Genomic DNA, 22915 nt, shown 5'->3' with positions numbered 1-22915 from the left:
ATGGATAAACAAGCGGTTATTGAGGAAATGAAGGTTCTGCCGGTCATCGACGTTGAGTTTGAGGTGACGCGCAGAGTCGGGTTTATTAAACAGCAGCTAAAGCAATCTGGCATGAACGCGCTGGTACTGGGAATTAGCGGTGGTATAGATTCGTGTACCCTGGGCCGTCTCGCGCAGCTGGCGGTTGATGAGCTTAATCAGGAACACCATGAAAAATACCAGTTTTTGGCGGTTCGCTTACCTTACAATGTGCAGGCAGATGAAGATGATGCCCAGGCCTCCATTGACTTTATCAAACCCACCCAGTCGATTGCTGTAAACGTGCAACCTGGTGCTGATGCCATTCACCAGGAAACCTGTGCGGCGCTCAGCGCAGCCGGTTTGTTACCTGCTGATGAGAGCAAGCAGGACTTTGTAAAGGGTAACGTAAAAGCACGCACCCGCATGGTTATTCAATATGAAATTGCCGGCATGGTTGACGGACTGGTGTTAGGCACCGATCATTCGGCTGAAAATATCACCGGGTTTTACACTAAATATGGCGATGGTGCCTGTGACTTAGCGCCCCTGTTTGGCTTAAGTAAGCGTCAGGTTCGTCAGGTTGCTGAGCATCTTGGTGCACCGGCAAAGATTATCCATAAAGCACCAACGGCAGATTTAGAATCGCTCTCGCCACAAAAAGCGGATGAACAGGCGTTGGGTCTGACCTATGATCAGATTGACGATTTTCTTGAAAATAAGCCTGTTGCAGCAGAAGTATCCGAAAAGTTACTGTATATTTATAATCGTACACAGCATAAACGTGTACCTATTCCTACTATTTACGATGAGTAAGCGACGATGAAAAAAATTGAAGCAATCGTTAAGCCGTTTAAACTCGACGACGTCAGGGAAGCTCTGGCCGACGTGGGCATTGCCGGTATGACAGTAACGGAAGTAAAAGGCTTTGGACGTCAAAAAGGTCATACAGAGCTGTACCGCGGTGCAGAGTATCAGGTGGATTTTCTGCCTAAAGTAAAAATAGAGATAGTCCTTGATGACGAGCGGGTGGATTTGGCCGTAGAGACGATTCTTAAGTCTGCTAAAACCGGTAAAATTGGTGACGGTAAAATATTTATTTACTCAGTGGAAGAAGCGATCCGTATTCGTACCTCTGAGCAGGGTGACGAAGCGATTTAATTATCCAGCCTTAAAGACCAAAACGGAGTGCTCAGCACTCCGTTTTTTTTTGCAATATTGCCTTGGCCATAAGCCTTAGTGGCCACAACCACCCTGACCATGGACATGACCATGGGCGAGTTCGTCTTCAGTAGGTTCACGCACATCCAGTACTTCAACCTCAAAAGACAAAGCAATGCCAGCCAGCGGATGGTTGCCATCAATAATCACTTCATCGTCGGTTGTCTCAATCACGATAACGGATTGCTCGCCAGCGTCGGTTGTCGCGCGAAATTGCATGCCGGGTTCAACGTCCATACCTTCAAACATAGATGCCGGGACCGCCTGTACCAGATGGTCTAAACGTTCACCATAGGCTTTTTCCGGGGCAACGGTGACTTCAAACTTCTCGCCAGCCGATTTCCCCTGCAGGGCTTCTTCCAGACCACTGATTAAAAAGCGACTGCCCAGCAATGCTGACAACGGCTCACCACCGGTTGATGAGTCTAATTCGGTACCATCGTCTGTGCTGACGGTGTAGTGCAGGGTCACTACACTGTTTTGCGATATTTGCATAATATCTGCCTTGTTGGTTTTAAAAGAAAAATAACGAGCCGCTATGGCGCTTTATTAGAGCGTATACGGCAAGTCGCAATGGATCAACTCTGATGACGGGATTGACGAGAGTCTGAAAGCATCAGCATCAGTGGTGTCGTTGTTAACAATGGCCAGCAGCCAGGTTTCGTTGCCCAGGACCGCCGCGCGCAGAATGGTGCCGCCTGAGCGCCAGTGTTCACCGGCTTGCTTTTCCAGAACTGCACCGTTGATATCAGTTACCGCACCATCGAGTTTAAAAATCATCGCGGCGCGTTTGTTTTTGCCCAGATAACGGGTACGGGCAACGACTTCCTGTCCCATGTAACAGCCTTTATTAAAATCTATGCCATTAAGCGCCTGTAAGTTCATCATTTGCGGTACGTACTGGTTAACGTGATCAGTGCCACAAATAGCAGGAACTCCGGCGGCAATTTCCAAAGCGGTGGCAACGGTTTCGTCGAATAAGGCGATGCTGTGCTCTTTCAGTGTTGCGGTAAATGCCAGGGCAGTGTCTTTTTCCAGTGCAACCAGCAATGAATCCGACGGGTAATCCAATGCCACACAGAAACCACATGCAGACTCTGTCAGTGTCATCGGGGTGTCAGGCAGCGCGTTGAAATAGGGGGCCAAAGCTTGTTTTGTGCTTTCGCCCTGGATCAGAAAGTAATCCAGTACATCGGTTTTCGACTCGATATTGATTTTGGCAAACACGCCGTATTTATTGAACTGTTCCTGTGACGCTTGCAGCGCGCTCTTATCGGCAAGCACATAAATGGCTGACGGGGCGTTGGCAACCAGGCTGATGCTCCAGCTTTTACCTTTAAAATCACAATGAGCGCTGCGGCGAACGCTATGTTCGGCAAGTTTATTCACGTCGATAGTCAGCTGACTGTGCAAAAACGTTTTCGCATCATCGCCGGTGACGCTTAAACACGCCATGGCGTTTAACGCAACGGCAAAGTTAGCGGGTAAGTCAGTTAGCTGAGCGGGGAGTGGAGAGTATTCCTGCATGATTTTTTAACGCCTGATGTAGTTTGTCCAAACACTGTCAATATGTGGGGCAAAGGCCACAAGATCAAGCCGTGTTTGATTTTGTTTGTAAGACAATTAGCCGCCCTCAGATGCCTTTTGGCCAGTATCAACCTGCTGTCAACCATGGTATATTTGCCGCCATGAGTATTAATCACGAACACCCGGTTATGTTTACAGCAAAACGTTATGCACGATTGAAATGGGCTTGCCGCCGCGGCATGCTGGAGCTGGATGTGCTATTACAGCCATTTGTTGAAGAAGCGTTTAATGATTTGTCAGAGCACGATAAGGAAGTTTTCGAGCGTCTGCTAACCTCTGATGATCCGGATATGTTTGCCTGGTTTATGGGGCATCAGCCATGCCCTGATCCTGAGCTTGCCAGAATGGTAGACATCATTGTCAACCGAGTTAAAGTATAGCATTAGCCTTCATCCGGCCATGAGTCGGGGCGGGTACCGGTGTTTACTGGCACTGAGCGGACTGGCCCTGGTTGGCATGTTTTTTCTTATTATGCAGCCTGGAATAACCTGGTTGCTGACATTAAGTCTTGCGACACTGTTGCTGGCTCTATACTGGCCAATAGGTCATAAGCAGCAGCCGGTCAGATGGATGCTTGCAGAATCCGGACGAGGGCGCAATCTGGCTGCTTCCGCGCTGGAACAACAGGATAACTGGCAAATTTGCGCGCGTAGTAAACTGCTGCCCTACGCCATATATGTGGTAAGGTTCCACGCGCAGTCGCGCTGTTATGAGTCTTGCTGGGTGATGCCCTGGCAAACCAGTGACACTAGCTATCGCCGGCTCGCCAGGATTGTGTACAGGCAAGGACTTCAGTAAATGCTAGGACTATATTTACAAGCCGGATTAAAAAAGCCGGGTTCGATAACGCCGGTTGTTCTTGAGGGGTTGCAACGCGCCCCGGTATTGTGGCAAACCTTTATGCCACGGCCCAAACATTATGAGCGATATTGCCAGTTAGTTAACTGGCAGGCCGCCGAGGTGCATCCTTTCTACTGGCAGGTCCGGGGCCTGGCGTTACAGTTACGCCTGCTTGCTCACCAAAAAAGCCCGTTTAAGCTATTGGGATTAGTGCATTTAACCAATCGTGTGGATCTGTATAAAGAATGCCGGGTTGATATTCCCTGTGAGCTGGTAGCCCGTTTTGGTGAGATTTATCAACACCGGCGCGGATTAGTGGTCGAGGTCATCCTGACCGGCACTCAGCGGGGCAAAAGAGTCTACAGTGCGACAGGACGTTACTTAATGCGCACCGCGCATCAGCCGGCCGGATTGGCCGCATATACCCCACAGGGCGAAGAACTCAGTGACGCAGCCCAAACTCTCGCACAGATGTCATTTTCGGGCGCTATGGTGCGCCGCTACGCCAGACGCTCCAAAGACATGAATCCTATCCATCTGAGCACACTGACGGCAAAACTGTTTGGTTTTAAACGCGCGATTGTGCATGGCATGTATAGCGGTGCGTGCGTGATATCAGCATTAAACCGACAATCGGCATTGGCAGGCCAGGCAATTGATATCGCCTTCAAGCGACCAATGTTTGTGCCTGCTCAGGCCCGATTGCTGGTGGAAGAAGAAGCGCAGGGGCGACGATTTGCGTTGGTTTCTGACGGCCAGCCAAATGAAGAGACTTATCTGACTGGCCGAATTGACTGAACTTAGTGTTCGAAGCTGGTTAAATCGCCGGGCTGGGGTGGCAGGTTAGTTGCCATAGGTGTTAGCACCGACGGCGTTGCCTGTTCAGCACGGGCGGGGAAGTCCAGGTTGTAGTGCAGCCCGCGGCTTTCCTTGCGTTGCATCGCGCACCTGACGATAAGTTCGGCAACGGTAACCAGGTTGCGCAATTCCAGTAAATTGTTACTGACCCTGAAGTTAGAGTAATAATCACTGATTTCCTGTTCCAGCAGCTTGATACGTCTGATGGCCCGCTCCAGACGTTTGTTGGTTCTTACGATACCGACGTAATCCCACATGAAAAGGCGCAGCTCATGCCAGTTGTGCTGAATAATAACCTCTTCGTCAGAATCAATGACCTTACTTTCGTCCCATGGCGCTATGGTTTCTTCCGCTGGGGTTTCATCCAGTCGGGATAAAATATGTTCGGCTGCGGAACGGGCGAACACGATACACTCAAGCAGTGAATTGGAAGCCATGCGATTAGCCCCGTGCAGGCCGGTATAGGCTACTTCACCCACCGCATACACGTTGTCCAGATCGGTCCGCGCATTCATGTCTGTCATTACGCCACCGCAGCTGTAGTGGGCAGCCGGCACTACCGGAATAGCTTCACGGGTAATATCAATCCCCAGTGAACGGCATTTGCGATAGATATTGGGGAAATGTTTGACGATAAAGTCAGCCGGCTTATGACTGATGTCGAGGTACATGCAGTCGGCCCCAAGGCGCTTCATTTCATAGTCGATTGCGCGGGCAACAATATCCCGTGGCGCTAAATCCTTACGTTCGTCGAATTTTTCCATAAAGGGCGTGCCATCGGCATGCACCAATCGCGCACCTTCACCACGTAAAGCCTCGGTAATCAGGAAGTTATTAGCCTGTGGGTGGAAAAGACAGGTTGGGTGAAACTGGTTAAATTCCATATTCGCCACCCGACAGCCCGCGCGCCAGGCCATGGCAATACCGTCGCCGCTGGCAATATCCGGGTTGGAGGTGTACTGATAAACTTTACTGGCACCACCAGTGGCCAGGGTAATAAAGCGGCTGCGGATAACCTCAACCTGCTGGCGTTTACGGTTCCATACATACACGCCTTTACAGCGCTTATCGTTTTGTTCGCTTTTAACTAAATCAATCGCGTTGTAACGTTCAAAAATATGAATGTTGGGATGCTGGGAAACCGCTTCGTTGAGAGTTATTTGCAGTGCTTCGCCGGTTGCATCGGCAGCATGCAGTATACGACGGAAGCTATGGCCGCCCTCCCGGGTCAGATGGTAACGGTTTTCACCATCGCCGGTTATTTCCTGATCAAAGGGAACGCCGTGCTGGATGAGCCATTCCATAGCGCTCTTGGCATTTTGTGCGGTAAAGCGGACAACGTCCTCGTCACACAAATAAGCGCCGGCTTCGAGGGTATCCTGAACATGTGACTCAATCGAATCGCGTTCGTCAAATACTGCAGCAATCCCGCCCTGGGCGTAGCGTGTGGAGCCTTCGTTACAATCACTTTTACTGAGCAAAATGATTCGGCAATAATTGGCCAGCGACAGCGCCAGGGTCATGCCCGCGGCGCCAGAGCCAATAATTAAAACATCACAACTGTGCTCAACGTTGGCGTCGGCTGGTTGCTCCGGTGTTACAGAAGAAGCATTTGAATTCATTTGATGTAAGGGTCACAATGCGTGATTTTCGGAAAGTCTAATAAAAGTCGGCGTAAAGGTAAAAGATTTCAAGTGCGTGCACTGAGAATTTTACCGATTTCCTGTATGTTTAACTTGAGAAATTAAAAAAAGATCAAATTCTTTGCGAACTTTTTGAATATCGCGAAGTCTACTCAAGTGCTTGCATGAGCTGTTTGGGATTTAGTCTGTAGGAGAAATAGCTCGAATGAGCGAGCAAATTACTGATCAACAGTTAGTTGAACGCGTTCAGCAAGGCGATAAGAACGCATTTAATTTACTGGTAACACGTTATCAGCATAAAGTGATGCATTTGGTATCGCGCTATGTGAAAAACAGCGGTGACGTTGCAGATGTCACGCAGGATGCGTTTATTAAAGCGTATCGTGCGTTGCCTAATTTTAGGGGTGACAGCGCTTTTTACACCTGGTTGTATCGCATAGCCGTGAACAGCGCCAAGAATTATCTTGTCGCCATAGGGCGTAAGCCGCCAGCCAATGACGTCGATGCTGAAGAGGCAGATTACTATGACGGCAGTGATGCGCTCAAGGAGCATTCGTCTCCGGAACGCAGCGTGTTGTCAGATGAATTAGAAGCCACTTTGTTTCGTGCTATGGAAAAATTGCCCGATGATTTACGGATGGCAATTACCCTGCGTGAAATAGAGGGGCTGAGTTATGAAGAAATAGCAAATGTGATGGCCTGTCCTGTAGGAACGGTACGTTCCAGGATATTCAGAGCGCGGGAAGCGATAGACAAGGTTATTCAGCCATTACTGGAAACCTGATATTGAGCTTTAGGCCAATTATCAGTTACAGTAGAACACGACAGGTTGCCTGACGCGATGACGAGTCGAGTCAAGTAGTACGGGCGTAACCAGGAATAGAAACTATATGACGCAGCAACACGAAAAATTGTCGGCTTTTATGGATGGTGAACTCAGCGACGAAGGGTTTATCGACAGCATTAAAAACGATAGTGAATCACTGGCTAAGTGGCGCAGCTACCATGTTATTCGTAGTGGGTTACGCAAAGAAGCCACAGTAATGCCTGAGTTTGATATAACCGCTCAGGTTGCCGCAGCGCTTGAACAGGAAGCGACTGTGCTGGCACCTAAGTCAAAGTGGAAATCGTTACCTGTGGTTAGCAGTGTTGTTCCTTTCCTGCGTCAGTCCGGCCAGTTTGCCGTGGCGGCTTCGGTAGCGGCAGCTGTGATTTTAGGCGTGCAACAGGTTAATCAGCCTACCGCCGATGATTCATTTTCGACGCTGCAAGCGCCGACAATCCGGGTATCGGGGATGCCTCAGGCCGGTATGGCACCAGTTAGCCTGGAGCAAAGCAACATTTTGCCGGGTAATCGTAATGGCGATATCGAAGCAATGCTTCAGAAGCGGCGTCAAATTAATGCCCTGCTGGCTGATCATGAACAACAGCTCAAGCTGAAGCAGGCTGAAGAGCATCCAAAGCAGGCAACGGAATCAGACCCTAATCAGCCTTAATGACTATGTTTACACCCACAAATAAAATAAAACGCACTGCCAGGGCAGTGCGTTTGTTGTTTTTAGCCAGCGTATTTTGCGTTACTCCGGCAAGTTTTGCGCAGACTTCACCACCGCCCGATGAGCCTGCGGCACCGCAGGCGTCGGTCCCGGACGAAGAAACGCAGCGAGGCCTCAGCGGCTTTGAATGGTTCGAACAATTAGCGCAGATTAATCGTACCGCCAATTTTGAAGTGTCATTTGTGCTGACCAAGGCCGGTCAGGAAATGGTGCCGTATCTTTGGCGTCACGCGGTGCTGGAAAACGGGATTGAGGCAGAACAACTCAATTTACAAAACGGCCCTGGCCAGGAGATGATTCGACTGGGGAATGTGGTCAGCGTTTTTGAACCGGACTTACAGCCTTACAGCATCTATTCGGATGCCATCAGCGGGCCTATCCCCGGTGATTTGTTGTACAACCCGGCAGCGCTGCAAGAGGCCTATCAGTTTATCACTATCGGCCGTACGCGGGTGTCAGGTCGTGCTGCCCAGCAGTTGCGCATTGTTAGTCGCGACAGTAAACGCTACAACTATCAGGTATGGCTGGATGAAGAAACCGGCATGTTACTGAAGCTCGACATGGTTGACCTGCAAGGCTCTCTGCTTGAGCAAATTCAGGTCACCGGCGTTAATGTCAGCGAATTGCCTTCCCCGTACTTTGCGCGAATCAATCCCCAGGCATTACCCGGGCCGGTAGCCATGACCCCAAAACCGCGCCAGCATCAGTGGGAAGTGAATTTTCTGCCCGTTGGCATGCACGAAATAAAGCGTGAAACCCGGCGTCTGGCCATGACCGGCCAGGTAGTAGAGTATAAGTTGTTCAGTGATGGCATGGTGGATGTATCAGTATACGTGCAACCGGCACAAGAGTCGCTGGACTCAGATGTGGTGTTGCGACATTCCACCAATACCTTTTTGTCGCTGACCAATGGTCAGGTGCAGATCACCATTATTGGTAAAATTCCACCACAAACGGCCTATGAGATAGCGCGCTCCATCCGCGCAGCAGGGGAGTAAAATGCTCACCGAAACAGCCACCGTGGTAAAAGTTGAAGGCGATAAAATAACCGTCAGTGCGTCGGTCAAGACCGGTTGCAGTCAGTGTCAGGCTGCCACCGATTGCGGTACCAGCGCAGTGGCCAAAGCCTTTACACCACGCCAGCAATTGCTCACAGTGAGTTCGCCGTTACCGGTAAAAACTGGCGATCAGGTGATGATTGGTATACCTGAACAAAAAATGCTGCTGGCGTCATTGTTGGTGTATCTGGTGCCGCTGCTGGCTTTTATCGGCAGCGTAATGGCGACTACGTTATTAACACAGTGGCACGAACTAAGCGGTTTTGCCATCGGCGCTATTGTTGCCTGGGTCAGTGTTAAAGCGGTCTCCCGAGGCGTACTACGGCGTCAGAATATTCGTTTTGAGCCGGTGATCATCAGTAAAATAACCGCACAACCCAAGGCGGTGTGAGATATTCCAGAGAGCGCCACGGGACAAGAGTGACTATTTGTGCGTCCTGATATTCGCTTTTAGCGCAATAAGTAGGTAAAATCCGCAGCCTTGAAGGTGTCTGGCTGAGTTGCTGTGTTAATCTTAAATCGCCCACCAGACGTTTAAATGTAACAATTTGCAGGTAATTTCCAAGCATTATGCAACATAAGCACATACGCAACTTCTCAATCATCGCGCACATTGACCACGGTAAGTCGACCCTATCGGATCGACTCATTCAGCACTGTGGTGGCCTGACCGAGCGTGAAATGGCCGAACAAGTCCTGGATTCAATGGATTTGGAAAGAGAACGGGGAATTACCATTAAGGCGCAAAGCGTAACGCTTGACTATAAAGCCCGCGATGGCGAGACCTATCAGCTGAACTTTATCGACACCCCGGGACACGTTGATTTTAGTTACGAAGTATCACGCTCGTTAGCCGCATGTGAAGGTGCGCTGCTGGTGGTTGATGCGGGGCAGGGCGTGGAAGCGCAGACCGTAGCAAACTGTTACACCGCCATTGACATGGATATGGAAGTGGTGCCGATCCTCAATAAAATCGATTTGCCGCAGGCCGAACCAGAGCGTGTCGCAGAAGAAATTGAAGACATCATTGGTATTGATGCTATCGACGCGGTGCGTTGTTCGGCAAAAACCGGTATTGGTATCGAAGACGTACTGGAAGTCATTGTTAAGCAAATTCCGCCGCCTGAAGGCGAGATTGATGCGCCGCTTAAAGCACTGATTGTTGATTCCTGGTTTGATAATTACCAGGGCGTCGTATCACTGGTACGCATTGTTCAGGGTGAACTGAACGTTAAGGATAAAATCCAGATCATGTCGAATGGTCAGACTCACCAGGCCGACAAAATTGGTGTCTTTACGCCAAAGCCTGTTGAACGCAAAGTTTTAAAGGCAGGTGAAGTAGGCTTTATTATCGCCGGCATAAAAGAAATTCACGGCGCGCCGGTAGGGGATACCATTACCACGGCCAGAGCGCCAGCAGACGCAATGTTGCCGGGCTTTAAAAAGGTTAAACCTCAGGTTTATGCCGGTCTCTTTCCGGTCAGTTCTGACGACTACGAAGACTTCCGCGATGCGTTGGCTAAACTCAGCCTTAACGATGCATCGCTATTCTACGAGCCAGAGAGCTCAGCGGCGCTGGGCTTTGGATTCCGGGTTGGCTTCCTGGGCATGCTGCACATGGAAATTATCCAGGAGCGTTTAGAGCGTGAATATGACCTGGATCTCATCACTACCGCGCCAACCGTAATTTATGAAGTGCTGAAAACCAATGGTGAGACTGTTCAGGTTGATAATCCTTCAAAATTACCCCCGATTAACGATATCGAAGAAATTCGTGAGCCAATTGTAGAAGCGAATATCCTGGTACCACAGGAGTACCTGGGTAACGTTATCACGCTTTGTGTTGAGAAGCGTGGTTATCAAACCAATATGAGTTATCACGGTAAACAGGTAGCGGTTACCTACGAACTGCCAATGGCCGAAGTAGTACTGGATTTCTTTGACCGTTTAAAGTCAACCAGCCGGGGTTTTGCTTCACTGGATTATAACTTTAAGAAGTTCGTGACTTCAGACATGGTGCGTCTGGATATTTTGATTAATGGTGAGCGGGTAGATGCACTGGCCATTATTACCCACAAAGAGAATGCCCCTTATCGTGGCCGTGATCTGGTGGAAAAACTGCGTGAGTTAATTCCACGACAAATGTTTGATATTGCCATTCAGGCCGCGATTGGCAACCATGTTATTGCGCGTAGCACGGTTAAACAGTTACGTAAAAACGTAATCGCCAAGTGTTATGGTGGCGACGTGAGTCGTAAGAAAAAGCTGTTGCAGAAACAGAAAGAAGGTAAGAAACGGATGAAACAGGTAGGGAATGTAGAACTGCCTCAGGATGCTTTCCTGGCAGTTCTGAAGGTATCTAAGTAATGGCGAATTATTTTTCAATTTTGTTGGTCGTGCTGACCCTGGGGTCAGGACTGATCTGGCTGATCGACGCCCTGTTGTTTGCGCCAAAGCGTAAAGTGCGTGGTGCTGCATTGTCTGCCAATGGCGAATCGGCACTGGCCCCCGAAGAAAACCTGCCGTATATCGTGGATACCGCACAGCAGATTTTTCCGGTAATTGCCTTTGTGCTGGTACTGCGTTCATTTTTGTACGAGCCTTTTCAGATCCCGTCAGGCTCAATGATGCCAACCCTGCTGGTAGGCGATTTTATTCTGGTTGAAAAGTTTTCCTACGGTATTAAAGACCCGGTATTTCGTCATAAGATGATTGCCACCGGTGAGCCGGAGCGCGGTGATGTTGTGGTGTTTAAGTTTCCCGAAGACCCCAATGTAGACTACATCAAGCGCGTGGTGGGTTTGCCCGGTGATACGGTGATCTACCGCAACAAGAAAATTTACATTAAGCCGGCCTGTGATGGCGGCAAAGACTGCGCTGACTTTAAAGAGATGTCGCAGGAGTTTGTCAGCAGCGGTGAGTTTGTGCAAAACCTGGCGCCACTTAAGCGTATGACCGAAACCCTCGGCGAGGTTGAGCACGATATCCTGCAGCATCCAATTGCCGAAGCGCATCCGTCTGAGTTTTACACCCAGCCGGGTACTAAGATGAACGAATGGATCGTGCCTGAAAACCAGTATTTTGTGCTGGGTGACAACCGCGATAACAGCCGTGACAGCCGCTACTGGGGATTTGTACCGGATGACAATCTGGTGGGTAAAGCCGTGGCTATCTGGATTAGTTTTGAATTTGAGCGTGCCCCGGACAGCTGGTTGCCGTCGTGGGTGCCCTCAGGCGTCAGATTCAGCCGCGTAGGTGGCATTCAATAATGATCGGTATCGATCGCTACGCCAGATTATCGGACCGCCTGGGTTACCGGTTTGCCGATGTCGAATTATTAAAGCAGGCGCTGACCCATCGTAGCGCGGCGAAAGAACACAACGAGCGCCTGGAATTTTTGGGTGACGCTGTACTGGGAATGGTTGTGGCACAGGCCTTATACAAACGTTTTCCAAGCGTACCCGAGGGCAAACTGACCCGCATGCGTTCAACTCTGGTCAAGGGCGAGACGCTGGCCGAACTGGGCCGTGAAGCCGACGTTGGCGAGTTACTTAAACTGGGGCCGGGTGAGCTTAAAAGCGGTGGACACCGGCGCAGTTCTATTATTGCTGATGCGATGGAAGCAATTTTAGGCGCTATTTATCTGGAAGCCGGTATGGATACTACCGCCGAAGTGATTTTGCGCCTTTGGCAGAGCCGTATTGAACGCCTTGACCCTAACGAACATCCAAAGGATGCCAAGACCCGACTGCAGGAATTCTTACAGTCCCGCAAGTTACCCTTGCCGGTGTACGAAGTGGTGGATATCAGTGGCAAGGACCATGATCAGACCTTTGTGGTGCATTGCCACATAGAGTCCATGGCCAAGCCAATGCAGGGCACAGGAACCAGCCGCCGAAAAGCCGAACAACAAGCCGCCCGTAATGCGCTGGAGAAACTCGATAATGACTGAAGCTGACCATCACGATCCCGCTGAAGTGACGACCCGTTGCGGATTAGTGGCCATTGTTGGCCGTCCCAACGTGGGCAAGTCCACGTTGCTTAACCGCTTGCTTGGACAAAAGGTCAGCATTACCTCGCGTAAACCACAAACGACCCGTCACCGCATTCTGGGTATCGATACCGAAGGCGACTGCCAGACTGTTTATGTTGATACACCGGGCCTGCACAGCGAAGAAAAGCGCGCTATTAACCGTTTGATGAACCGGGCGGCTACCAGCTCCTTAGGCGAAGTGAGCCTGATTTTATTTGTGGTCGAAGGCACGCGCTGGACCAGTGATGATGAACTGGTGCTAACCCGGGTTAAACAATCCGGTTTGCCGTGTATCCTGGTGGTCAATAAGCAGGATAAAGTACCGGAACAGGAAGCGTTAATTGCCCATTTGCAGGTGCTGGCACAAAAGCATGAGTTTGACGAAATCATCCCGATTAGCGCCAAGCAGGGCAAACAGGTTGAAGTATTGCGCGAACTGGTAATGCAGCGCCAGCCGCCCAGTGAATTCTACTTTCCTGAAGATTACATTACCGACCGTTCCAGCCGCTTTATGGCAGCCGAGATTATTCGCGAAAAGCTGATGCGGTTTACCGGCGATGAACTGCCATACTCCACCACCGTGGAAATCGAACAGTTTAAGCTGGGCGAAAACGGTGTTTATCGCATTAACGGACTGATTCTGGTTGAGCGTGAAACACAAAAACGGATGGTGATCGGAAAAGGTGGTAAACACTTAAAAACCATTGGTGAACAGGCGCGTCTGGACATGGAGCGGTTGTTTGACAACAAAGTGTTCTTAGAGCTTTGGGTTAAAGTGAAGTCAGGCTGGGCCGACGACGAACGGGCACTGCGTTCACTGGGTTATGGTGAAGATTAAGGAATCAGGTTATGAGCATTGCTGATATGCGCCGTCAGTACCGTCAGGGGCATTTAACCCATGACGATTTGACGGCACACCCGATTGATTTGTTTAAGCAGTGGTTAGGCGCCGCAATCGATTCGGGCATACCGGATCCTACGGCGATGACAGTGGCTACCGTTGATGCCGATGGCCAGCCTTCCCAGCGCATTGTGCTGTTAAAAGATTACGACCATGAAGGTTTTGTGTTTTACACCAATCTGGGCAGTCGTAAAGCGAAAGAGCTGGCTGATAATCCCCGTATATCACTGCATTTTCCGTGGTTCTTTATGGAGCGTCAGGTGCGTATTTGCGGTAGGGCAGAGCGACTGAGCACGGCACAAAATACAAAATACTTTTTGTCCCGGCCGAAAGACTCACAGCTGGCTGCCTGGGCCTCCCAGCAAAGTCAGCCGATCTCAAGCCGCGAATTACTGATGACACAGTTTCATCAGATGAAAGAAAAATTTGCCAAAAAAGAAATTCCACTACCGGACTTCTGGGGCGGCTTTAAAGTACGCCCGCATCAAATCGAGTTTTGGCAAGGCGGTGAAGACCGTCTGCACGACCGTTACGAATACACCCTGCAAGGGGATAATAGCTGGACAACTCAGCGTTTGATGCCATAAACAAAAGTCAGGGTCTGATGATTGATTCTCACTGCCACCTGGATTTGCCTCAGTTTGAGTCAGACTGGCAGGAGGTCATCCATCAGGCAGCGCTAGCCGGCGTTTCGCGAATTCTCATACCAGGCACGGGCGTTTCAGGCTGGCAACGGCAAATCAGGATGGCATTGGATTGTGAGCGCCTGGATATTGCCTTTGGCCTGCATCCTTATTTTTTTCCGCCTGATCCGCAACAGGCACTGGCAGCACTGGCTACGCAGATAAGTGTCAGTCCGGTTCGTGCGGTCGCAATTGGTGAGATAGGCATTGATGGTACCGTTACCACGCCGGTTGCCGAGCAACAGGACTTGTTTGAGGCGCAGCTGGCATTAGCTACCACCTGGCAGTTACCGGTGATTATTCATCACCGTCAGTCCCACCACTTTATCCTGCAATCCATTAAGCGTTGTCACTTTAAACAAGGTGGCGTTGTCCATGCCTTCTCTGGTAGTCGCGAAGTTGCGCGGCAGTACGTTGCGGCAGGCTTTAAACTGGGTATTGGCGGTACCATAACCTATACCAGGGCTAATAAAACCCGTGAGGCGGTTGCAGAAATGGCTATGGAGCATTTGCTGCTGGAGACCGATGCGCCGGACATGCCAATATCTGGCAGGCAAGGGCAACGTAATTCACCGGCCTACCTGGGTGAGGTAGCCGAGGCGCTGGCACATATAAAGCACCAACCTTTAAGTGCGGTTATAGCGCAAACCACAGCAAATTACTTTGACGTTTTTGGGGATGTGAGCCAGTGCAGATAAGCTACTGTTTGCGTTTCTATGGCAATCGGCGATAGTTTGCTCACTCTATGCGCATCCTCCCGCAACAGGGCTACAAGCGTCTCAGGACTACCTTGCCGGGCGACTCTTTCGCCCTGTAACGAGTAAACTGCCGCCAGGATAATGTCTTCATCTGCGGTCATACTCGCCAGAATACGGTTAATTTCTTGCTTATCCGATTTTTCTACCGCAGGCGCTAACAAACGCGCATAGTGTTCGCCCAGTCGGCCAGTGACTTCTGGCTCAGTTGCCGGAGAGGATAAGGTGTACACGGTAGCCGTGAGTATGGCTGTCACCACGACTAAAAGGGCAATCACTTTACGGTGCAGGCGCGTAACGATTAGTTCAAACAATGAAAAGGCCTATTCAGAGAAAAAATGTTTAAGTTAGATTAACTCGGCAGTTGCCAAATGCCGACTATCCGTTAGGATCAGGCTACCAACATCGCCAGGCAATCGGATCTTGAACCTTGGACATACAAACGCTTAGTACAGAACAATTTACCAGCGCGGCTTATTTACAAACTCTTTTGTCAGAGTATCAGAATCTTAGCTGGGATCAATCTTACACCGGACTGCATAGCCCGGCGTCAGGCACCAGTGCCAGACAGCTTATAATCAGCGGTCAGCAATTAACCCTTGAGCACCTGGCCTTAGTTGCACAGCAACTTTCATCTTTACTTTCCCTTGGCAGTTTCAGCCGTCACGTTAGTCAGCAATGGCTTGATGCCGACGTCGTGGCTTTTAACGTTGAATCTGTTAATGGCGAAGCTCAGGCTGTACATGATTTACTGGATGCCGCTGCTACCGCAACTCACTGCGAAGTGGCCCTGCGTGAAAATGCCCCTTTGCTTGCTCAGCCGGGTTTACTGGTGATGGATATGGATTCAACAGTCATTCAGATTGAATGTATCGATGAAATTGCCAAGTTGGCTGGTTTGGGAGAGCAGGTAGCTGCGGTCACGGAAAAAGCCATGCGCGGTGAACTGGATTTTGCCGAGAGTCTGCGTTCGCGGGTGAGTTGTCTGCAGGGGGTTGAAGTGAGTCAGCTTAAGCAAATTCGCGACAGCATTCCGTTAATGCCGGGCCTGCAAAGACTGCTTAAGGTGCTTAAGGCTCATGGCTGGAAGATTGCCATCGCATCGGGTGGATTTACCTATTTTGCCGGATACCTGCAACAGCGTCTTGGTCTGGATGCCGCCAGAGCGAATGTGCTGGAAGAGCATAACGGTATTCTTACCGGCCAGGTATTAGGTAACATCGTTGATGCTCAGGTAAAAGCGCAAACCGTTGAGGAGCTCGCTACCGAGTGGGGGATCCCAATGAGTCAGACGGTGGCCATGGGCGACGGCGCCAACGATCTTAAAATGATGGGGGTGGCCGCGCTGGGAGTGGCTTTTGAGGCTAAGCCCGTGGTGAATGCTCAGGCCGATGTGGCAATCCGTTATTCGGGTCTGGACACGATGCTTACCTATCTGCGATAGCGCTATGATAATGCCGCGGGATCCCGCCGCGGCTAACTTTTCAGTAACGCCTTGATGCCGCCAGGCTCTATAGCATGCTGACTGGGCGCTTTATGGTTCTGGGCTATGCGCTGTTCGTCAAAGCCAAATCGTAACAGTACCTGATCGGTAATATCGACGGCGTGGACACTGGCGCCAATACTCCACAAACGCTCTTCCAGTTCTTTTGCCCGGTGAATGGCGTAGACACCGATATAGTTTATTTCTGATTGCAGCATTTCTAAATCCGGTTTGCCGGTGGTCGATACCGTAATGGCCATGGCGATAAACTGACCGTTGCTTAGTGCATTCTCAATATACTGTCGCCGAGAGTCATCGGAATTAAAGCGATGCTCGTAACGTGCATCTATGGCCTCGGCTGGATTTTTTTCTGCGGGCCGGAAGGCCACAAAGATTTCTTTGCTTATCGGCTGATGCTCGGTTTTTACCTGTTTGATGGCTTGTTGTATAAAAGGTGCATCCTGATGGCGGTCGCGGAAAAAAATTTCAAGATTCATTTTTTGCTGTTCGGCGAAGTGGCTGAACAAGGTTTTTAAACGCGGGTTCGCTTGCTTACTCAATACACCTACCTGAGGCAAATAGCGGCCGCTGACTTTCGATAATACAAAAGCCAGGGTCGATGGATTCTTCGCATTAATGCACCGCAAGGCGTGGCCGATGCCAGGAATTTCCTCTTCATCCGGGTAGGTTTTAAGCGATGATTTATTATTTTTGATCAGCTCGGTAAAAAAGCGCCGCGCCGGTAAGCCGTCATCACCTGCTACCGAACGCAGGTGCAGCACATTTTTGTCGCCGCTGATGTGGACTACCCGGTAATGTAAGTTATTCAGATCATATTTACTGGTCAGCTCCTGTAGCTTGGGCAGGCTGACCAGTACGCGCATATTCAGGTCGCCATGGTATTCACCGTCGATCTCCAGACGCATACCATTAATGGAGATATCCTCACTGATGGCGCTGATGGTTTGTCCCCGGGCTACCACCTGAATGCTGGTGCGCAGCAGGTAGCGTGTTTCCATCCGTTGTTCCTGAAATTTATAGCGGAAGGCTTTTATCTCGCCTGGCGGCCGGTTGCGTGCGTGGCCAAATAATTTCAGGGCTTTAAGCTGATTTCGGTCGATCTTAATCTGACTGTACTGTAGTTGTTCACGGTCTGAGGTAATGTCGGTAACCTGCACGATATAGGCGAGATTTTGCAATCTGGCCATCAGGCGGGGAGCCGGTTTAGCATTTTGACGTTTAACCTTGGAACCAACGTCATCCGGCAGCGAAAGTGGTGCGTAAGCCTGTCTGGGTGACATTTTACCTATCGCGAGCTTAAACACCCGCCAACTGACTTTTCGTGAGCCAAAGCCAATAAACAGATCTTTTAAGGCCGGATGGCGCGCCAGTTCATCGCTGGAGGCGGAATAAAAATATACTTTGCCATTTTGAATATGATTAAAAGTGTAAACGTACAGTGCCGGTGATTCGTGCGGACTCTGAATAAGTTGTTTTAAGCGTTCCCCGGTGATCAGGTAGCCCAGCCGTAATTCGTCTTCTTCGTCATTCCAGTAACTCAGAATGTGGCGGTTAATATCGTTTGCCATAGCAAAGCGGGGACGGGCCCGGCCTTCATTTACTTCGATATACACCGGCAGAGAAGGACAGCTGGGTGAAAAATACTGTTCGCAGGACTTATTGATAATGGCATCAATGGTGTTATCCATATTCACCTTATAGCGGCGCTTGTTGCCATGGATAAACTTATCAATAAACTGATCGAAGTGGCTGTTTGGTGCATCAGCCAGGCGTTTCATTTGCAAAAACTGGTATTCTTTTTTACGGCTGATACTGACAACCTGATACTTAATGGCCAGTTTTTTATCCAGTGAGTATTCGGTTTCAAGGCCCCTGAAATAAACGCCAATATTCTCTCCGGGCTTAAACAGTTGTTCTTTTGACAACTTGATTTTCATGCCTTTGGTAGAGATATCCACACTGGTTGCCCGAATGCTGTTATTGGTTTCGGTAAAGATTTCCAGCGCCACGGCAAAGTTCATGCGTTCTTCGACACGCTTGGCGTAAGTCAGCAAACTGATGTTAGGCACATCAAACTGGGTCAGGCTGTTGCTGGCTTTTTCGGGGATTTCAGTGTCCTGTTCGTTTCGGGCTTCGGCTTTTTCCCGTATCACTCTGAAATTGTTCTCGGTTGCCATAACGGCCTCGTAAACACCGAAACAATATAAACCGAAAACGCGCACCTGTTGCTCAAATACTTCGATAGCCACATCATCAAGATAGTGCTTAATACCATCAAATTCATAGAGCTTACATTCACCGTCGACCTGACCACGCAGATCTATGGCACGCATACAGGGGCGGGCCAGGCGTTTTACTTCCATTTTTATCAGAAAGCGTTTTTCTTTCGGGACATGTGACGCAACTTGCTGAAGCACCTGATTAAACTCAGGTTCTTTAACCATTGGCTTGAGCTGCTCAATTATAGTGGCGTACTGTGATAAATCCTGATTCATACGAGGTTTTGCTGTGTCCCTGACCGCTTTCTTGTATATTAATCACTTATCGGCAAAATCACTCACTACATTAACGTAGTAATTATTTGCAGAGTGTACGGGGATAGCATTGTTAAAAACAGCACATCCTTGTTAACGAAATCATAATACTAATATTTGCAGAAACCAATTGATTTATGGCAAAACGAAAAACAGCCTTTGTATGTTCTGACTGTGGTGCAGAATTTCCCCGCTGGCAAGGGCAGTGCAGCGAATGTAAAGCCTGGAACACCATCTCTGAATTTGTTGTGAGTCCGGCTAAAAGTGTGGCCAGAGGTAACTTAAGCGGCTACGCCGGGCAGACGCAGAGTCAGATCCAAACCCTCAACGAAATCAACGTGGAAGACCTGCCTCGTTTCAGCTCCGGACTAAAAGAGCTGGATCGCGTGCTGGGCGGCGGCATTGTGCCCGGTTCGGCTATCTTAATCGGCGGCTCGCCGGGGGCCGGTAAAAGTACCTTGCTGCTGCAGGTTATGTGTACCCAGGCTACACAGCACAAGGCACTGTATGTCACTGGTGAAGAGTCTTTGCAGCAGGTTGCCATGCGCGCCAAACGGTTGGGACTGCCCGATGATAAGCTAATGATGCTGGCAGAGACCAATGTTGAAACCATTTGCGACCTTGCATTAAAGCAAAAGCCACAGTTAATGGTGATCGACTCCATTCAGGTCATGCATGTGGCAGATGTGCAGTCGGCCCCTGGCAGTGTATCGCAAGTACGCGAAAGCGCAGCGTATCTAACCCGGTTTGCCAAGCAACATCATATTGCCATGTTTATTGTGGGTCATGTAACCAAAGACGGCAGTCTGGCGGGGCCTAAAGTGCTGGAGCATTGTATCGACTGTTCCATGATGCTGGAAGGCGAAAGTGATGGCCGCTTCAGGACGCTGCGCAGTCACAAAAACCGTTTTGGCGCGGTAAATGAACTGGGTGTGTTTGGCATGACCGACAAGGGCGTGAAAGAAGTCAGCAATCCTTCGGCTATCTTTTTGAGTCGTGGCGATAGTCAGGCGCCTGGCTCTGTTGTCATGGTGATCTGGGAAGGCACACGACCACTGCTGGTAGAAATTCAGGCGCTGGTGGATTATTCGCAGTTGAATAATCCACGCCGGATAGCCGTGGGGCTGGAACAAAACCGGCTGGCCATGTTACTGGCAGTGATGCACCGGCACGGCAATGTGCAGATGAACGACCAGGACGTGTTTGTCAACGTAGTGGGGGGCGTAAAGGTAAGCGAAACGGCGGCGGATTTAGCGCTGTTGGTAGCGATGATTTCGAGCTTTCGCAATCGTGCCTTACCGCGGGAACTCATTGTGTTTGGCGAGGTTGGACTGGCCGGGGAAATCAGACCGGTACCTAATGGCAGCGAACGCCTCAGCGAAGCGGTGAAGCATGGCTTTAAACGGGCGATCGTGCCCAAGGCAAATGCGCCCAAGCAAAAAATTGACGGGCTAACGGTTATTCCGGTGACCAAACTGAGTGACGCACTGGAAGCGCTGGAGGCCTGACCCGGCAGACTTACTGGAGTGCGTTAGTGATTTTATCCACTAATGCCTCGAGTTCTCCGGCATCCATATCTTGCTGGCCACTGTTGAGTAATAACAGACGCCGTAGTAAGGCTAAACCTTCTACGTCTATATGAGTAATGCTAATACCGGCTTCAATATGTTGCTGGTTTTCTGACGAAGGCAACTGATGTGAAATAGTGCCTGTCAGCGAGATCATCGGACTGTCTTCGTTGGCCTGAAACGCCAGGGTGACTGACTCGGCAGTTAAAATTGTGGTGGCACTGGCCGGAATAACAATTCTGACGCCCTGTAAGGATACATCCAGTACGTCTACGGCGGTATTACCCGCGGGTGAGCCCTGCGGAGAGGTAAGGTGTCCGCACAGATTTATCGGAACACGCTGAAATAATCGTTTTTCGTTTTGCATGAAATGACTTCGTTTAAAAACAGGCTATGCACTATTGTTCAGTGTAGCGCATAGCCTGCAAAGTCGCGCAATTTTACTTGCTCATGCGTTTGTATTTTAAGCGGTGTGGTTCAACCACATCCTGACCAAAGTTAGCTTTTAACCAGGCTTCGTAATCGTTGTAGTTACCTTCGTAAAAGTTAATCTTACCTTCATCACGGTAATCCAGGATATGTGTGGCAACCCGGTCGAGGAACCAGCGATCGTGCGAGATCACCATGGCACAACCCGGGAATTCCAACAGGGCATTCTCCAGTGCACGCAGGGTTTCAACATCCAAATCGTTGGTCGGTTCATCGAGCAGCAATACGTTACCGCCGGCTTTTAGCAGCTTGGCTAAATGCACACGGTTGCGCTCACCACCGGATAAATCCTTGATGAATTTTTGCTGGTCAGTCCCTTTAAAGTTAAAGCGACTGCAATAAGCACGGCTGTTCAGTTCAAAGTTGCCGATACGCACGATATCCTGACCATCTGACAGCTCCTGCCACACCGTATTGTTGCCGTCCATGTGGTCGCGGAACTGTTCTACGCTGGCAATCTTAACCGTATCACCAATGGTCACAGTGCCTGAATCCGGTTGCTCTTTGCCCGTAAGCATTCTGAATAAGGTTGATTTACCTGCACCGTTCGGACCGATAATGCCGACAATCGCGCCTTTAGGTACGGTGAAGGTCATATCATCAATAAGAATACGATCACCGTATGATTTCTTCAGGTGCTCAACTTCAATAACCTTGTCACCCAGGCGCTCGCCCGGCGGGATAAACAGTTCATTGGTTTCGTTACGTTTTTGATAGTCACCGCTGGCCAGTTCTTCAAATCGGGCCATACGTGCCTTGCTTTTAGCCTGGCGGCCTTTAGGGTTAGTACGTACCCACTCCAATTCTTGTTTGATGGACTTCTGGCGGGCATTTTCCGTACGTTCTTCCTGCTCCAGACGGGCATCTTTCTGCTCCAGCCAGCTGGAGTAGTTGCCTTCCCATGGAATACCATGGCCACGGTCAAGTTCTAAAATCCAGCCTGCAACATTATCCAGGAAATAACGATCGTGGGTAATGGCCACAACAGTGCCTTCGTAGTCGTGCAGGAAGCGCTCTAACCACGCCACGGATTCGGCATCCAGGTGGTTAGTGGGTTCGTCGAGTAGCAGCATGTCCGGCTTTTCCAGTAACAGGCGGCACAGTGCTACACGGCGGCGTTCACCACCAGACAGTTTACTGACGTCTGCATCCCATGGCGGTAAGCGCAGGGCATCAGCTGCACGCTCCAGCGCATTTTCCAGATTATGGCCGTCTTTGGTCTGAATAATGGCTTCCAGCTCACCTTGTTCTTTGGCCAGCGCGTCAAAGTCTGCATCCGGCTCGGCATAAGCGGCATAAACTTCGTCCAGGCGTTTTAGCGCGTGAGCAACATCGGCCACGGCTTCTTCGATATTACCGCGAACGTCTTTGCTTTCGTCTAACTGCGGTTCCTGTGGTAAGTAGCCAATGTTAATGCCTGGCTGGGCACGGGCTTCACCTTCGATTTCGGTGTCGACGCCTGCCATTATGCGCAGTAAGGTGGATTTACCGGCGCCATTTAAACCCAGTACGCCAATTTTGGCGCCGGGGAAAAAGCTTAATGAGATATCTTTTAAAATCTGACGATTAGGTGGAACAATCTTGCCCACCCGATGCATGGTATATACGTATTGAGACATGCTTGGTCCTGGCGTTAAACAAAGTCGCTATTGTAATCAAAGACGCGG

At 50.0% G+C, this 22915-nt stretch carries 24 protein-coding genes; 17 read left to right on the top strand and 7 right to left on the bottom strand.

All coding sequences use genetic code 11. The features are described 5' to 3' along the window. Entirely contained in the window at positions 1 to 834 is an 834-nt protein-coding gene (gene nadE / locus BFC17_RS18725; protein ID WP_070178053.1) for an ammonia-dependent NAD(+) synthetase, read from the top strand. Between the two features lie 6 nt (positions 835 to 840). After that, the gene (locus BFC17_RS18720; protein ID WP_070178052.1) at positions 841 to 1179 is read left to right on the top strand and encodes a P-II family nitrogen regulator; all 339 of its coding nucleotides are present in this window, start codon (positions 841 to 843) and stop codon (positions 1177 to 1179) included. A gap of 75 nt (positions 1180 to 1254) precedes the next feature. On the opposite strand, the gene BFC17_RS18715 is transcribed toward BFC17_RS18720, so the two are convergent. Further along, entirely contained in the window at positions 1255 to 1734 is a 480-nt protein-coding gene (locus BFC17_RS18715; RefSeq protein ID WP_070178051.1) for an FKBP-type peptidyl-prolyl cis-trans isomerase, read from the bottom strand. 54 nt (positions 1735 to 1788) lie between these two features. Then, entirely contained in the window at positions 1789 to 2766 is a 978-nt protein-coding gene (gene ygfZ, locus BFC17_RS18710; RefSeq protein ID WP_070178050.1) for a CAF17-like 4Fe-4S cluster assembly/insertion protein YgfZ, read from the bottom strand. 188 nt (positions 2767 to 2954) lie between these two features. Between ygfZ and BFC17_RS18705 the strand changes: the two genes are divergently transcribed. From BFC17_RS18705 to BFC17_RS18695, 3 genes are read left to right on the top strand one after another with little or no spacing between them, the layout of a single operon-like run. Then, positions 2955 to 3206, top strand: coding sequence for an FAD assembly factor SdhE (locus BFC17_RS18705; RefSeq protein WP_070178341.1), 252 nt, complete (start codon positions 2955 to 2957; stop codon positions 3204 to 3206). Next, the gene (locus tag BFC17_RS18700; protein WP_139142142.1) at positions 3184 to 3624 is read left to right on the top strand and encodes a protein YgfX; all 441 of its coding nucleotides are present in this window, start codon (positions 3184 to 3186) and stop codon (positions 3622 to 3624) included. The genes BFC17_RS18705 and BFC17_RS18700 overlap by 23 nt, the downstream gene beginning before the upstream one ends. Beyond that, positions 3625 to 4464, top strand: a complete 840-nt coding sequence (locus BFC17_RS18695) for a MaoC family dehydratase (protein ID WP_070178048.1) — start codon at positions 3625 to 3627, stop codon at positions 4462 to 4464. It abuts the gene before it with no gap. A 2-nt stretch (positions 4465 to 4466) separates the two neighbouring features. Here the strand turns inward: BFC17_RS18695 and nadB are convergent, their stop codons facing one another. Beyond that, on the bottom strand, positions 4467 to 6146 hold the full coding sequence (gene nadB, locus BFC17_RS18690; RefSeq protein WP_070178047.1) for an L-aspartate oxidase: 1680 nt from the start codon (positions 6144 to 6146) through the stop codon (positions 4467 to 4469). 226 nt (positions 6147 to 6372) lie between these two features. Here nadB and rpoE point away from each other — a divergent pair, with 226 nt between their 5' ends. The 10 genes from rpoE to BFC17_RS18640 all read left to right on the top strand — a co-directional run bounded on the left by rpoE (position 6373) and on the right by BFC17_RS18640 (position 15096). Then, entirely contained in the window at positions 6373 to 6951 is a 579-nt protein-coding gene (gene rpoE, locus BFC17_RS18685; RefSeq protein WP_070178046.1) for an RNA polymerase sigma factor RpoE, read from the top strand. Between the two features lie 106 nt (positions 6952 to 7057). Beyond that, positions 7058 to 7663 (top strand): sigma-E factor negative regulatory protein, encoded by a 606-nt coding sequence (locus BFC17_RS18680; RefSeq protein ID WP_070178045.1) that lies wholly within the window; start codon positions 7058 to 7060, stop codon positions 7661 to 7663. A gap of 5 nt (positions 7664 to 7668) precedes the next feature. Next, on the top strand, positions 7669 to 8721 hold the full coding sequence (locus BFC17_RS18675) for a MucB/RseB C-terminal domain-containing protein (protein WP_244887052.1): 1053 nt from the start codon (positions 7669 to 7671) through the stop codon (positions 8719 to 8721). A gap of 1 nt (position 8722) precedes the next feature. Then, complete coding sequence (locus tag BFC17_RS18670) at positions 8723 to 9172, top strand: SoxR reducing system RseC family protein (protein WP_070178044.1); 450 nt, start codon at positions 8723 to 8725, stop codon at positions 9170 to 9172. 179 nt (positions 9173 to 9351) lie between these two features. Next, positions 9352 to 11148 carry a translation elongation factor 4 gene (lepA, locus tag BFC17_RS18665; protein WP_070178043.1) on the top strand — a complete coding sequence of 599 codons (1797 nt, stop codon included), beginning with the start codon at positions 9352 to 9354 and terminating at the stop codon, positions 11146 to 11148. Continuing rightward, positions 11148 to 12050 carry a signal peptidase I gene (gene lepB / locus BFC17_RS18660; RefSeq protein WP_070178042.1) on the top strand — a complete coding sequence of 301 codons (903 nt, stop codon included), beginning with the start codon at positions 11148 to 11150 and terminating at the stop codon, positions 12048 to 12050. The genes lepA and lepB overlap by 1 nt, the downstream gene beginning before the upstream one ends. Then, the gene (rnc, locus tag BFC17_RS18655) at positions 12050 to 12733 is read left to right on the top strand and encodes a ribonuclease III (protein ID WP_070178041.1); all 684 of its coding nucleotides are present in this window, start codon (positions 12050 to 12052) and stop codon (positions 12731 to 12733) included. The genes lepB and rnc overlap by 1 nt, the downstream gene beginning before the upstream one ends. After that, a complete protein-coding gene (era, locus tag BFC17_RS18650) occupies positions 12726 to 13652 on the top strand; it encodes a GTPase Era (protein WP_070178040.1) in 927 nt (308 codons plus the stop codon). Before rnc ends, era begins: the two co-directional genes overlap by 8 nt. 11 nt (positions 13653 to 13663) lie before the next feature. Continuing rightward, the gene (pdxH, locus tag BFC17_RS18645; RefSeq protein WP_070178039.1) at positions 13664 to 14302 is read left to right on the top strand and encodes a pyridoxamine 5'-phosphate oxidase; all 639 of its coding nucleotides are present in this window, start codon (positions 13664 to 13666) and stop codon (positions 14300 to 14302) included. A 17-nt stretch (positions 14303 to 14319) separates the two neighbouring features. Further along, entirely contained in the window at positions 14320 to 15096 is a 777-nt protein-coding gene (locus BFC17_RS18640; RefSeq protein ID WP_070178038.1) for a TatD family hydrolase, read from the top strand. Here the strand turns inward: BFC17_RS18640 and BFC17_RS18635 are convergent. Next, positions 15057 to 15467, bottom strand: a complete 411-nt coding sequence (locus BFC17_RS18635) for a hypothetical protein (RefSeq protein ID WP_070178037.1) — start codon at positions 15465 to 15467, stop codon at positions 15057 to 15059. The genes BFC17_RS18640 and BFC17_RS18635 overlap by 40 nt on opposite strands. 116 nt (positions 15468 to 15583) lie before the next feature. Between BFC17_RS18635 and serB the strand changes: the two genes are divergently transcribed. Beyond that, the gene (gene serB / locus BFC17_RS18630; protein WP_083271844.1) at positions 15584 to 16597 is read left to right on the top strand and encodes a phosphoserine phosphatase SerB; all 1014 of its coding nucleotides are present in this window, start codon (positions 15584 to 15586) and stop codon (positions 16595 to 16597) included. A 32-nt stretch (positions 16598 to 16629) separates the two neighbouring features. Here the strand turns inward: serB and BFC17_RS18625 are convergent, their stop codons facing one another. Continuing rightward, complete coding sequence (locus BFC17_RS18625; RefSeq protein WP_070178036.1) at positions 16630 to 19152, bottom strand: PilZ domain-containing protein; 2523 nt, start codon at positions 19150 to 19152, stop codon at positions 16630 to 16632. A 176-nt stretch (positions 19153 to 19328) separates the two neighbouring features. On the opposite strand from BFC17_RS18625, the gene radA reads away from it, so the two are divergent. Then, positions 19329 to 20699, top strand: a complete 1371-nt coding sequence (gene radA, locus BFC17_RS18620; RefSeq protein ID WP_070178035.1) for a DNA repair protein RadA — start codon at positions 19329 to 19331, stop codon at positions 20697 to 20699. 10 nt (positions 20700 to 20709) lie between these two features. Here radA and BFC17_RS18615 read toward each other — a convergent pair whose 3' ends face one another. Then, entirely contained in the window at positions 20710 to 21126 is a 417-nt protein-coding gene (locus BFC17_RS18615) for a PilZ domain-containing protein (RefSeq protein WP_070178034.1), read from the bottom strand. Positions 21127 to 21199: 73 nt separating this feature from the next. After that, a complete protein-coding gene (gene ettA / locus BFC17_RS18610) occupies positions 21200 to 22867 on the bottom strand; it encodes an energy-dependent translational throttle protein EttA (protein ID WP_070178033.1) in 1668 nt (555 codons plus the stop codon). Positions 22868 to 22915 lie beyond the last annotated feature (48 nt).

Origin of the sequence: Marisediminitalea lipolytica (genome assembly GCF_001758465.1) — a bacterium.
Lineage (GTDB): Bacteria > Pseudomonadota > Gammaproteobacteria > Enterobacterales > Alteromonadaceae > Alteromonas > Alteromonas lipolytica.
Note: the sequence above shows the minus strand (reverse complement) of the source record. Positions and strands in the feature narration are given on the sequence as shown.